The 11,631-nt window shown below is 58.9% G+C and carries 12 protein-coding genes; 2 read left to right on the top strand and 10 right to left on the bottom strand.

Translation table 11 applies throughout. The features are described from left to right. Nucleotides 1–260, bottom strand: a 260-nt coding sequence (locus Q0349_RS12460; protein ID WP_298081342.1) for a hypothetical protein, incomplete at its 3' end; no start/stop codon positions are given. A gap of 299 nt (nucleotides 261–559) precedes the next feature. Between Q0349_RS12460 and Q0349_RS12465 the strand changes: the two genes are divergently transcribed. Then, a complete protein-coding gene (locus Q0349_RS12465) occupies nucleotides 560–1,135 on the top strand; it encodes a YbhB/YbcL family Raf kinase inhibitor-like protein (RefSeq protein ID WP_298081343.1) in 576 nt (191 codons plus the stop codon). Nucleotides 1,136–1,287: 152 nt separating this feature from the next. Here the strand turns inward: Q0349_RS12465 and ftnA are convergent, their stop codons facing one another. The 8 genes from ftnA to Q0349_RS12505 form a co-directional block, all read right to left on the bottom strand. After that, on the bottom strand, nucleotides 1,288–1,785 hold the full coding sequence (gene ftnA / locus Q0349_RS12470; RefSeq protein WP_298081344.1) for a non-heme ferritin: 498 nt from the start codon (nucleotides 1,783–1,785) through the stop codon (nucleotides 1,288–1,290). A gap of 86 nt (nucleotides 1,786–1,871) precedes the next feature. Then, nucleotides 1,872–2,306 (bottom strand): hypothetical protein, encoded by a 435-nt coding sequence (locus Q0349_RS12475; protein WP_298081345.1) that lies wholly within the window; start codon nucleotides 2,304–2,306, stop codon nucleotides 1,872–1,874. Nucleotides 2,307–2,325: 19 nt separating this feature from the next. Further along, the gene (locus Q0349_RS12480) at nucleotides 2,326–2,811 is read right to left on the bottom strand and encodes a hypothetical protein (protein WP_298081346.1); all 486 of its coding nucleotides are present in this window, start codon (nucleotides 2,809–2,811) and stop codon (nucleotides 2,326–2,328) included. Between the two features lie 15 nt (nucleotides 2,812–2,826). Continuing rightward, nucleotides 2,827–3,846 carry an A/G-specific adenine glycosylase gene (gene mutY / locus Q0349_RS12485; protein WP_298081347.1) on the bottom strand — a complete coding sequence of 340 codons (1,020 nt, stop codon included), beginning with the start codon at nucleotides 3,844–3,846 and terminating at the stop codon, nucleotides 2,827–2,829. 713 nt (nucleotides 3,847–4,559) lie between these two features. Further along, complete coding sequence (gene pncA / locus Q0349_RS12490; RefSeq protein ID WP_298081348.1) at nucleotides 4,560–5,153, bottom strand: bifunctional nicotinamidase/pyrazinamidase; 594 nt, start codon at nucleotides 5,151–5,153, stop codon at nucleotides 4,560–4,562. A 15-nt stretch (nucleotides 5,154–5,168) separates the two neighbouring features. Continuing rightward, the gene (locus tag Q0349_RS12495; RefSeq protein WP_298081349.1) at nucleotides 5,169–5,723 is read right to left on the bottom strand and encodes a hypothetical protein; all 555 of its coding nucleotides are present in this window, start codon (nucleotides 5,721–5,723) and stop codon (nucleotides 5,169–5,171) included. A gap of 45 nt (nucleotides 5,724–5,768) precedes the next feature. Further along, nucleotides 5,769–7,511, bottom strand: coding sequence for a WG repeat-containing protein (locus tag Q0349_RS12500; protein WP_298081350.1), 1,743 nt, complete (start codon nucleotides 7,509–7,511; stop codon nucleotides 5,769–5,771). A gap of 113 nt (nucleotides 7,512–7,624) precedes the next feature. Then, a complete protein-coding gene (locus Q0349_RS12505) occupies nucleotides 7,625–8,950 on the bottom strand; it encodes a deoxyguanosinetriphosphate triphosphohydrolase (RefSeq protein ID WP_298081351.1) in 1,326 nt (441 codons plus the stop codon). Nucleotides 8,951–9,076: 126 nt separating this feature from the next. On the opposite strand from Q0349_RS12505, the gene Q0349_RS12510 reads away from it, so the two are divergent. Further along, on the top strand, nucleotides 9,077–9,502 hold the full coding sequence (locus Q0349_RS12510; RefSeq protein WP_298081352.1) for a hypothetical protein: 426 nt from the start codon (nucleotides 9,077–9,079) through the stop codon (nucleotides 9,500–9,502). Nucleotides 9,503–9,555: 53 nt separating this feature from the next. Here the strand turns inward: Q0349_RS12510 and Q0349_RS12515 are convergent, their stop codons facing one another. Beyond that, nucleotides 9,556–11,115 carry an oligopeptide:H+ symporter gene (locus Q0349_RS12515; protein WP_298081353.1) on the bottom strand — a complete coding sequence of 520 codons (1,560 nt, stop codon included), beginning with the start codon at nucleotides 11,113–11,115 and terminating at the stop codon, nucleotides 9,556–9,558. Nucleotides 11,116–11,631 lie beyond the last annotated feature (516 nt).

Genomic DNA, 11,631 nt, shown 5'->3' on the forward strand with positions numbered 1-11,631 from the left:
GGCGCTGCTTCCGGCTGCGGCGCGGCATCTGTGTCGCTGCCGTCATCGTGCAGCGTTACCCACGGGAAGGTGTCGCTGCCGTAGATTTCGGTTTGGCCGTGGTTGTTGACCACGCGCAATCCGTCCGGGGTTTCGCCGGTACGGGTGTCAATCAGGGCATATTCCGCGCCCTTGGCCATGTTGATGTCGATTTGCTGACCGTCAACGACGTCCCAGCTCCGTTCGCTGTTGCCTTCTTTTACTGTCAGTTGGATTGCCATTGCGCTGTCCCTGGTTCATGGTGGATGAATGACAAAATATTACGGTTTTCTCAGATTAATATCCAGTTATTTAATTTTATTGTTGTATTTCAATATATTGTCCGCTTGATGGAGATGGGTGCGCCGTTTCTTTATTACATATCGTAAGGATTGTGCATTGACAAAAGATGGCGGCGAAGATTCCGGTCATGTCAACGCCGCGCGAATGTGCGCCAACGGGCAATGTTGTGCGCGTAGCGGCTGTTATCGCGCGCGGGCCGGTGGTTTAATGGCTGCTCCTTTCACAACCCGGAGCCATCATGAAAAAATGTCTCGTCGCGGCACTCATCGCCGCATCCCTCGCCGCCCACGCCGACACGCTGGAGGTCAAACAGCCCGCCAAACCGGCGCAAACCCTGCAACTGTCCAGCCCGGACATCGCAGAAGGCGCGACGCTGACCCTGGCGCAAGTCGCCGACAGCTTTGGTTGCAGCGGCAAGAACCTCAGCCCGGCGCTGCAATGGACGGGCGTCCCCAAAGAGGCGAAATCGCTGGTGCTGACCGTCTATGACCCGGATGCGCCGACCGGCAGCGGTTTCTGGCACTGGGCGGTGTACAACCTCCCGGCGAGCGCGACCGGACTGCCCGCAGGCGCGGGCGCGACCGACGCCAAACTGCCCGACGGAGCCGCCGCCCTCAAAAACGACGGCGGCATCCGCGGCTTCATCGGTGCCTGCCCGCCGCCCGGCGACACGCCACACCGCTACATCTACACCCTCTACGCGCTGGACAGCAGCCTCGACCTGCCCGCCGACGCAACGCCTGCCGTACTTGGCTTCAGCCTGAACGGCAAGGTGCTGGCAAGCGGGCAACTGACCGCGTTATACGGGCAATAAAGTAATCCGCACAAGGTTCTGTACGGCGCCGCCTGACCGGGCACTCTAAAAAATGGCGGAGCCATTTTTTAGGGAAACCCGCGCTGTACCAATTCCGATAAAAAAACCGCCCCGGAGGGCGGTTTTTATTTGCGTGATTTACAGATGACGGATTATTTGGCGTCTGCCATTTTGCCCAAATCTTCGTCGATATGGTAAAGGCCAATGCCGGTATCGCCAGCGACATTGAATTTGTCGAGAATGGAGGTAAAGAGATGCTCTTCTTCATGTTGCTCGGCGACGTACCATTGCAGGAAGTTGAAAGAGGAATAGTCTTTTTCCTTGAAGGTTTCTTCCACCAGTTTGTTTATTTTGCCGGTGATTTCTTTTTCGTGGGCATAGACTTCTTCAAAGAGTTCTTTCAGGCTGGTGTATTCGGTTTTGGGTGCGGCGATGGCAGCAAGACGCGGCATCGCGCCGGTTTCGCAGAGATAGGTAAAGAGGCGCTGCATATGTTCCATTTCTTCGGCGGCGTGCGCTTTCAGGAATTTGGCGGCTCCGGGGAATCCTTTGTAATCCGCCCAGGCCGACATTTGCAGGTACACGTTGGACGAGTAGAACTCGGCGTTTAATTGGTCATTGAGGTGTTTGATGATGTTTTCTGACAGCATGGTTTGCTCCGTGGGTTGGTGAAAGCCGCAAAGGCGGCGGGCAAAGACTGGCAGCTATGCGGGGAAATGTCAAATGCGAATGAATGTCATCGGTCGTCTGCGGCGGCGCGCAGGATTTGTTCCACTTCGCGGTATTCGTCCAGGCGGGCGAGGTCGCGCGCGCTAGGTTGCGGGATGCGTTCGATTTTCAGGTTTTCGGCGACATCCGCCAGTTTGACCGCCCGCGCCAGCGGGTTGCTTGCGGCGCGGTAGGCGGCGGTGATGCGGCTTTCGTCGGCTTTGCGCGTCAGCGCCAGCACGGCTTCGACGATGGCTTCGCTGAAACCGGCGACGCGCAGGTCGTCAGCGGTAAGCGGTGTGTCTTCGAGGATGTCGTGCAGCACGGCGATGGTTTTCGCTTCGATGCCATCCACCGCCATCATTACCGCCAGCAGGTGGAGGATGTAGGGCGTGCCGCCACGGTCGGTTTGTCCGGCGTGGTAATTGGCGGCGAGTTCGATCGCTTTTTCAAGGGTGGACACGGGATGCTCCGGTTATGGGTCAATATTGCGCCGGGGATTCACCGACTTTTTTCAGGATGACACCGCGCCATGTTTCGGGATTTTCCGCAGCGGGAGATTTGTCCTGGAGGATTTTTTCGATTTTGATGCGGTGTATCCAGTCATCGATGAAATCAAACCAGTAATAGAAGAAATCTTTTTCCTGAAATGCCGCCTCGTCAAGGGTAAAAATTTCGGCATTGTGTTGCACCGGTCTTTCTTCTTCCGGCAGGCTGGATATCATGTTTTTATGGTTGCAAATGACTTCTTCGTTGCATTGGTAAAGGATGCGCCGGTTGGTGGCTTCGCGACGCGTCAGCATGAATTTGTAAAGGCACGGCTCGCGGCGGTCAAAGGCCTCAAAAATGAGTTCATGCAGATTGGCAAAGGTGGCATTGCCGCTAATTTCTATGATGCGGTGCAATTGGGAAATGGGCACGACGTGGGATTCTATCAGCGAGATTTTCAGGCGGTAATAATTCAGCATGGCTTTCTCCGGGTTTTAGCAGAAATGGTCGTCTATCAGGCGGCGCACCGGCGCGGGCAGGCCTTTCGCCAGCGCCTCCTGTTGCGGCAACCAGTCGGCGGCGCGGGCGGGCGTGGCGATGGTCACGGCAAAGGGCGCGATGTGCAGGGTGTAGTGGGTGAATTTGTGGGTGATGGCGGGCAGCGTTGCACGCGCGGTAATCGCGCCCAGCGTTTGCGCGGCGGTCTCGGCGGTGGCGACGCTATCGTATTCCGGCAGCGACCACAGGCCGCGCCAGATGCCGCGATCCGGGCGGCGGTAAAGGTGCAGGCGGTCGCCGCAGCGGGCGAGCAGCATCACCGTGTGCCTTTCCGGGTTGGGCTTTTTCGCGCGCTTTTCCGGCAGCGCGGCGGTGGCATCGTGCCGGTAAGCGTAGCAGTCGGCGGCGACCGGGCATTCGCCGCAACGCGGACGGGTGCGGGTGCAGATGCCATTGCCCAAATCCATCAGCCCCTGCGTATAACGGCGCAGGGTGGCGGCATCGTCCGGCAGGCGCGCTTCCGCCTCCGCCCACAGCGCGGCGAGAGTTGCGGGCTGGTCGGTCGCGCCGTAAATGCCCGCGTGGCGGGCGAGCAGGCGTTTGACGTTGCCGTCGAGAATGGCTTCCTTCTGGCCGAAGGCGAAGACGGCGATGGCGGCGGCGGTGCTGCGCCCCACGCCTTTCAGCGTCTCCAGTCCGGCGCGGTCGCGCGGGAACTGCCCGCCGTGTTCGTCCATGATTTGCCGCGCGGCGTGGTGCAGATTGCGGGCGCGGCTGTAGTAGCCGAGACCGGACCACAGCGCGAGCACGTCGTCATCGGCAGCGGCGGCGAGGCTTCCGACATCGGGAAAGCGGGCGAGGAAGCGCGGGTAATATTGCAAGACGGTGGCGACTTGCGTCTGTTGCAGCATGATTTCCGAGAGCCAGACGCGGTAGGGGTCGTTGCCCTGCCAGGGCAGGTGGTTGCGGCCATATTGGGCTTGCCAGGCGGCGAGGCGGTGAGCGAAAGGGGTCATGGTTGGCGTGGTGAGTGGATTGTGGATAAAGCGGTGGATAACTGGCGCGTTTTGTCAAAAATTTTAGCGTTCACCGGCGGTTGCGGTCGGTATTGCGCATGGCGCCTGCTGTAAAAATTCACGATAAAACAATAAAATAAAAGAATCTGCGGTAAACAAAGCGCTTTTTCCGCTTGCAATCCTTGCCGTCGCGCCAGCGCTGGATTTGTGCATAACCTGACGGCAGCGCGGTCGTCTCCGTCCACCGAGGCGGTAGCGGTTTATCCCCAAATTTGTGGACAAAGTGGCGGACGACGGCGGGCGTCGTCAAAAAGCGTAATGCTGGCGACGGCTTGCATTCCGGCAGCAGACAAAATGCCGCTGCTGATTTTCTGCGCAGCCGTCGGTTGCGTTCAAATGTAGCACGCGAATCTGTGCCGCGCTACCGCCTGCGCCCCTGCCTCCGGCGGTGATTGCTCGCATGGGTGCGACGGCAATGAGATGGTAGAGTATTCAGTGGCGACACGTTTTGCGCGAGTGTATCAGGTGTGCCGCTGTGGTATTCGTTTGTTGCTGCCCAAATGCCTTGAACCGTGTGCGGTGCGCCGAGGCGCACCCTATGGCGGGCGGGAACAGCTACCGTAGGTCGGCCATTCATGGCCGACAAAACTTGATGTCGGGCATAAATGCCCGACCTGCGACCGGATAACGCCCGCCTCGCTGCGGATGCCTCCTCAGCCGAGGCCGAATGCCGGATGCTGCAACAATTCCGCTTTTTTCGCCGCATAAGCGGCGGCGTCAATCGCGCGGGTGGCGTTTTCTATTAGGCGGACGCGGAAGCCTGCGGCGAGCGCGTCCTTGATGCTGTAATAGACGCAATAATCGGCGGCAAGGCCGGCGACGTCGATGTCGGTGACGCCGCAGGCGCGCAGCCAGGCGTCAAGCCGGGTGTGGTGGCGCTGGCCGTTGTCGCAGAAGGCGCTGTAGCTGTCGGTGTGCGGATCCATGCCTTTGCGGAAGATGGCGGCGATGCGGCGCGTATCCAGCGCCGGATGCAGCGCGGCGCCGTCACTGCCCGCGAGGCAGTGCTCCGGCCACAAGGTTTGCGCGAGGCCGTGCAGGGTGATGGTGGCGAACGGTTGCTGGCCGGGGTGGGCGCTGGCGAAGCTCTCGTGTTCGGCGGGGTGCCAGTCCTGGGTGGCGACGATGAGCGGGTAGTCGTGCATGGCGGCATTGACCGGGGCGATGATGGCGTCGCCATCGGCCACGGGCAGGGCGCCGCCGGGCATGAAGTCGTTCTGGATGTCGATGAGCAGTAGTGCGCGCATGGGTTTCTCCTGGGTTTAACGGGTTTTGTGGATGCGCCACGCAACGGCGAGGCAGATTGCGAGGCCAATGAGGGCGGGGAGGATGATGGCGGTTGCGGCGACGCCGCTGCCGAGCAGGCTGAAGAGGATTTTGCTGCAGGCGGCGGCGGTCAGGATGGCAGCGATTCCGCGCCAGTGATGATGCCAGGCGGCGCCGACCAGCAGCGCGAAAAAGGCGAGTACGGTCAGGGTGTAGCCGGTTTTTGTCCATGTCCAGCCGCTGCGGAGGAAGGCGACTTCATCGGCGAGGAATTGGCGCACGTGGTCGTCCGCCACCGCCGGCGCGGGGAACCAGCCCATGCTGGTGAGGAGCGCGAAGATGGCCGCCATCAGCGCGCCCCAACTGCGCCACCACGCCGCTAGCATGACCGGGATGAGCAGCAGCGGGCGTATGTACCAGCTCAGGATGTTGTGATGGCGGGCGAAAAGCCAGTCCTGAAAGGCGGGGTTGGCGAGCGCCTGCCAGAGGAAGGCGGCGGTGAGAACGAGGAAGATGAGGGCGATGAGGCGGTCGGTGGTTTGGCGGGGCATGGCGGATTTTTCAGTTTGGGAACGGGGTCATCGGGCGGCGGCGGGTTATTTCACACCGTATGCGACCGGGCAGCCTTCGACATCAACCAGCACCACATTGGCATTCTCTGCTTTTGTGCCTTCGCGTGGCAGTACCATTTCAATCAGGCCGTTTTCAAAGACCAGCGGAAATTTGTCCAGTGAACCAAAGCGGTGTTTCAGGTAACGCGGCGGTACGATTTGATGGCCGCGCAAGTCGTAGAATCCCCAAAGGTGATAGTTGTTAAAGGCAATGCGGTCATGGTTCAAATCCGGTTCGTTAAAAAAGCCTTCCGTTAGTGGGATAACAAATTTTCCGTCACGGTCAATAATGCCGGATTCATTGCCCTGCCGTACTTGTGCCAGTCCGTTTTGGAAGCTGTTAATTTCGTCGTATTGTAGCGGGACAACTTCATTGCCCTGATGGTCAATGAATCCCCATTTATCATTATTTTTTACGGCTGCCCGTCCGTCGTGGAAATCCAATGCCCATTGGTATTGGAAAGGGATAACCGTTTCGCCTTTGCTGTTAATGAAGCCGTATTCTCCTTTTTGCGCGACAATCAATCCTTCCGATAAAAATCCAAGAAAGCCGTAATCTGGCGGGATGATTTCTTCGCCCCGCCGGTTGATAAAACCGTATGTATCCATACTGATGCCAATACGCGCCATGCCGTGTTTAAAATCGTCAGCTTCGTAATAATCTTTCTTGCTGATTTTTTCGCCCTGCCGGTTGTAGAAACTGTAGCCATAAGGTTCGTAGCGCCCTACGCGCACGATACCTTCGCTAAACGGGCTGATAGCGCCCCACGCATATTCCGGTGGCACAATTTCTTTGCCGCTTTGCCAATCCAAAATGCCGTGCTTGCCGTTTTTGGTAATTTCGACCGCTTGCTCTGTACCAAAGTCAGAGGAAATTTCATCGTACTGCGGCGTTACGATAAATGTACCCTTGCGGTCAATCAGCCCTTTCATATTACCGACTTTAACAATTGCCCGCCCGTTATAAAAACCGCCCGCATGGTCATATTGCAACGGGATGACTATTCTGCCGCTGGTATTGATATAGCCTTCTTTGCTGTCTTTGCGGACGGCAGCCAGTCCTTCAGAAAAGCCATCGGTATTTTCATATTGTGGCGCAATAACTTCTTCCCCCTGTTGGTTTATATAACCATAAAGCCCGTTGCGCTTAAATCTGTTCAAACCGTCAGCAATATTTACCTGGGAGTAACCGGATTGACGCAAGAATCCATTTGGCGGCAATGCTGTCGTCGGTTTTCCATCCAGCCCCATAAAGAAACAGTCTTTTTCTGTTTTGCAGACATGGACGATTCTGCTATCCAAAGTGAATGGTGTTACACGCTGGAATTGCGGCGGCAGTATTTCCCGTCCGCTAACGTCAAGGTAAGCCCATAATCCCCCTTGCCGTGCAAAAAGCATTCCGTTAATTATCTGAAAACCGTCGTAACGTGGCGCCACCAATTCATGCCCGTTAATATCCAAAATGGCATAGCGACCGTCGCGCCAGGCGGCAATCAGCCCGTTGTCCAACCAGTAGGCGTTGTCATATCCGGCGGCGAGCATTTCGCGTTCGGCACGGTTCAGGAAACGGACAGGGGGCTTAGAAATATGGTCGCCGCGTGTCAGCGGTATGGGCTTGGGACAGCCGGGCGGGATGTTGGCCGGCGGTTCGCTGCTGTACGGGTCGTCACTGAAGGCGGCGAAGGCGGGCAGGCTGATAAGGGCGGCGAGCAGGGCGGTGGTTTTCATGGGTTCTCCGGTGGTGGTTTACTACAGGATAGCGGGGAAATGGCAAGGCGGGTTTTGAGCCGCGACGACGAAACGCATCAGCTTTCACGGTGGGGCAAGCCCCACCCTACCGCTCAATTCACCGGCAGGCTGATGCCGGTGATTTTTTTGTAGAGCGAGACGGCGTAGCTGTCGGTCATGCCGGCGACGTAGTCGCAGACGCCGAGCAGTTTGCGGTAGAGGGTGTCGCGGTTTTTGCGGAAGCGTTCGGGCAAAAGTGCCAATATCATTTCGTCGGCGCGGGCGTGGTGGTCGCGGCCATGTGTGTTGGCAACGGCCTGGCAGTAGGTCGCCATCAGCCCGGTGAGGACGCGGTGTCCGGCGATTTGCACTTCCACCACCGGGCGGCTGAGGTAGATGTGTTTTTCGGCGTAGGCGCGCAAGGCGGCGAGTTTGTCGATGGACGGGATGCTTTTCAGCAGCGGTGCGTCGCGCGCGCCGGCGAGCAGCGCCGCTTCGTTGTCCTGAAAGACGGCGACGGTTTCGTGGACGAGGCGGCCAATGGCCTTGGCGCGCAGGTAGGCGAGCTGGTCGCTTTTGCTTTCCATCGCGGCAAGACGGTCGCCGTCGGCCATGTCGCCCGCCAAATCGGCGAGCAGTTCGTAGGCGGTGCGGTGCTCGATTTGCCGGATTTGGTAGGCGTCTTCGATATCGACGATGAGGTAGCAGATGTCGTCCGCCGCTTCCATCAGGTAGGAGAGCGGGTGGCGCTGCCACGCCTGGCCGCTGTCGCCGCGCGGCGGGATGCCCAGCGCCTGGTAGATGGTGGCGAAGTCGGCGAGGTCGTCCTGATAGACGCCGTTCTTTTTGTAGGGGTTTTTGTAGGCGGTGGCAGGGTATTTGCTGGCGGCGGCGAGGGTGGCGGCGGTCAGGCGCAGGCCGCCGTGGTTGTCCGGGCTTTCGAGGCGGTTGGTGATGCGGAAGCCTTGCGCGTTGCCTTCGATGTTGAGCAGGTCGGCGCGCTGCGCGTCGTTGTCGAGGCGTTCGAGGATGTTGCCCGCTTCCGCGCTTTGGAAGTAGTCGCGCATCGCCTGTTCGCCGAAGTGGCCGAAGGGCGGGTTGCCGATGTCGTGCGCGAGGCAGGCGGCAGCAACGATGTCGCCGATGTCGGCGGCGTGGATGCCGTGCTGCGCCAGTTCGGGATTTTTTTCCAGAAGCCAGGTGCCGACGCTGCTGCCGAGGCTGCGCCCGACGCAGGAGACTTCGAGCGAGTGGGTGAGGCGGGTGCGGACGTAGTCGTTTTTTTCCAGCGGGAAGACTTGCGTTTTGTCTTTCATGCGGCGGAAGGCGGCGGAGAAGATGAGGCGGTCGCCGTCGCGCTGGAAGTCGGAGCGTACCGAGGGTTCGGGGCAGGCGGCCTGGCCGATGCGGTAGGTGGAAAGCAGTTGGGTCCAGTTCATGAGCGTGTCCTTGTGAAAGCATTGATGATAGCGCAATCCGGCGGGTGGCGCGGCAGATGACGGTTCGGTCGTTGGCGCTTTGCCGTGCTTTCGTGTTAAATGGTGTTTTTCTTTTTGGAGGTTTTTATGTCTGCCTTGTTCAAGTCGTTTTTCCGCCTCGGCGTGTTGTTGACGGTTGCCGGGTTTGTCGTCGGCTTTATGCGCCTCACCGATTTGGCGCTCAGTTTTGTGCTGTTGGCGTTTGCCGCCGTTTATTTGGGCTGGTCGGTGTGGACGGCCAACAAGTCTTCCGGCTATGAGCATCCGCGCGAGTGTTTTGCCGATATTTTGGGCGATATTTTTACGTATTCCTGGCTGTTGGCGGGCTTGTGTTTCTGGCTGCTCGCACCGAAGCATCTGGCAATGGTGCAATCGCTGCCCATCAATCATTACTGGATTCTCACCGCCTTTTTGGGGGCGATGATTGGCGTGACGCTGATTGAAATGCTGATTACGGTACACACCTGCCTGATTGCGATGTGGCGGCAAAATCCGATTACGATTACCCGCTGATGGGGAGTGCAAGAAAAAACCGCCGGATTCCGGCGGTTTTTTTGTGGGCTGCTTCAGTCAATCCCCCGCAGCAGGCGGTTCAGCGCCGGAACGGCGAGGGTGAGGGCGACGCTGGTGGCGATGCTGATGCCGCCGATGAGCGCGTAGTAGTTGGCGGTGTTCATCGTTTGCAGGTAGTCGTGCCAGGGTTGTGCGGCGGCGCGGGCGAGCAGGCTGGTGGCGTCAAGCGCCGCAGGGTCGGCGAAATGCACGCCGTAGTTTTTGGCAAAGATGATGCCGCCCAGGGTGAAGCCGAGCGAGAGGCCGAGGAAGTTGAGCGCGACCATCTGTGTTTTCACATGCTCCGGCGCGATTTTGGTGACGAAGGAGAGCGAGATGGGCGAGAGCAGCAGTTCGGCGAGGGTGTTGAGGAGGATGGCGAAGGCAAAGACGACGAGCCCCATCACTACGCCGGTTTTGATAAACGGCACGAAGCAGAGGTAGCCCAGGCCGAGGATAAAGAGCGACAGCGCGAATTTGAGCGGTGTTTTCGGCTGTGCCTCGCCCATTTTCGTCCATAGCGTTGCCATCACGCCGGAGAAGAGGATGACCCAGAAACTTTGCAGTGAATCTTTCCAGGAGACGGGGATTTCGTTGAAGATAAAGGTGTGGCCAAAAATATTGAAGGCATACGGACCAACACTGCGATCCATGGTTTCAGAAAAATAGGCGGTAACGACGGTGTATATCTGGAACCAGATGGCCCAGAAGACGCAGATGGCGGCGAACAGTGGCAGGTAGGCGATGATGTAGCGGCGGTGGTCGCGGTCAACTTTCGGGTCGAGCAGCAGCCGGGCAAAGTAGCCCGCAGTGGCGAGGATGACGACGGTGAGCAGCACGCCGGGGAAATTGTCCAGGCCGAGTTTGTCGTAATGCACTGCGGCGGTGAGCGCGAGGATGATGGCGAGCGCGGCGGTGGCGGCGGTTTTGCGCTGTTTTGGCGGCAGCGGGTGCGGTGCGCCAAGGCGTGGCAGTTTTTTGCGCCCGGCGGCGTAGCGCCACAGGCCAAATGCCATGCCGATGGCAGCGGCACCGAAGCCATAGTGAAAGCCGATGTAGCGTTGCAGTACGCCAGTGATGAGCGGGCCGAGGAAGCCGCCAATATTGATGGCGATGTAGAAGATGGAAAATCCGGCATCGCGCAGCGGGCGCAGTTGCTCGTCCTCATAAAGCGCGCCGACCATCGAGCTGGCCGATGCCTTGACGCCGCCGCTGCCGAGGGCGATGCAGACCAGCCCTGCAATCAGCCCGTCCACGCCGGGGATGACGGCGAGCGCGATGTGGCCTGTCATGACGAGGATACCGGCGTAGAACAGGGTGCGTTCCGCGCCAAAAATACGGTCGGCAAGCCAGCCGCCGAGGATGGTGGAGAGGTAAACGCTGCCGCCGTAAGCGCCGACGAGGCCGCCCGCGGCCGCCTCGCTGAAGCCGAGGCCGCCTTTGGTCGCGCTGTAATAGAGGTAGATAAAGAGGATGCCCTGCATCCCGTAGAAGGAAAAGCGCTCCCACAGTTCAATGTGGAAGAGCGTCGAGAGTTGGCGCGGATGGCCGAAGAAGGAGTTGTTCGTGGTCATGGCGGTCTCCGGTGAAGATGGGACGAGGTGCCGCGTAGCGCGGTATGGCGAATGTAACACAGCTTTAACGATAATCCACGAAAATTATCACCCGAAGCAAGTATTGCGAACGGTGCGCCGGGGCGCACCCTATGGTTGTCGCAATCCGCCTGTAGGGTGAGCCTTGGCCCACCATTAAGAACCTGTTCAAAATCGGGGGAAGGCGGGGTAGGGGTCGCCCGTTTTCTCGCCGGTGCAAAGCAATCTTCCCGCAGATGACAATCCTCACCAAGCCGCAAACGCAGGACGGCCATTAGACTTCCTTCCAAACCATACCTTGCACGACAACCCGACAAAATCCCAAACCTGCCGAGCTGTTGTCTGCTGCCCCCACCCTGACCCTCCCCCACAGGGGGAGGGGACGCATTGGCTGCAAAAATAGCAATGGTTTCATAACCATCCATATGCATACGGCAGCAGAAATTTGAATCTGCCGCAGAACGGCTCCCTCCCCCGTGGGGGAGGGCCGGGGTGGGG

This window comes from uncultured Cardiobacterium sp., from assembly GCF_938028185.1.
GTDB lineage: Bacteria > Pseudomonadota > Gammaproteobacteria > Cardiobacteriales > Cardiobacteriaceae > Cardiobacterium.

Coding starts and splice junctions, on each gene's coding strand:
- Q0349_RS12465 (WP_298081343.1), top strand. CDS start 560: ATGAAAAAATGTCTCGTCGCGGCACTCATCGCCGCATCCCTCGCCGCC.
- ftnA (WP_298081344.1), bottom strand. CDS start 1,785: ATGCTGTCAGAAAACATCATCAAACACCTCAATGACCAATTAAACGCC.
- Q0349_RS12480 (WP_298081346.1), bottom strand. CDS start 2,811: ATGCTGAATTATTACCGCCTGAAAATCTCGCTGATAGAATCCCACGTC.
- mutY (WP_298081347.1), bottom strand. CDS start 3,846: ATGACCCCTTTCGCTCACCGCCTCGCCGCCTGGCAAGCCCAATATGGC.
- pncA (WP_298081348.1), bottom strand. CDS start 5,153: ATGCGCGCACTACTGCTCATCGACATCCAGAACGACTTCATGCCCGGC.
- Q0349_RS12495 (WP_298081349.1), bottom strand. CDS start 5,723: ATGCCCCGCCAAACCACCGACCGCCTCATCGCCCTCATCTTCCTCGTT.
- Q0349_RS12500 (WP_298081350.1), bottom strand. CDS start 7,511: ATGAAAACCACCGCCCTGCTCGCCGCCCTTATCAGCCTGCCCGCCTTC.
- Q0349_RS12505 (WP_298081351.1), bottom strand. CDS start 8,950: ATGAACTGGACCCAACTGCTTTCCACCTACCGCATCGGCCAGGCCGCC.
- Q0349_RS12510 (WP_298081352.1), top strand. CDS start 9,077: ATGTCTGCCTTGTTCAAGTCGTTTTTCCGCCTCGGCGTGTTGTTGACG.
- Q0349_RS12515 (WP_298081353.1), bottom strand. CDS start 11,115: ATGACCACGAACAACTCCTTCTTCGGCCATCCGCGCCAACTCTCGACG.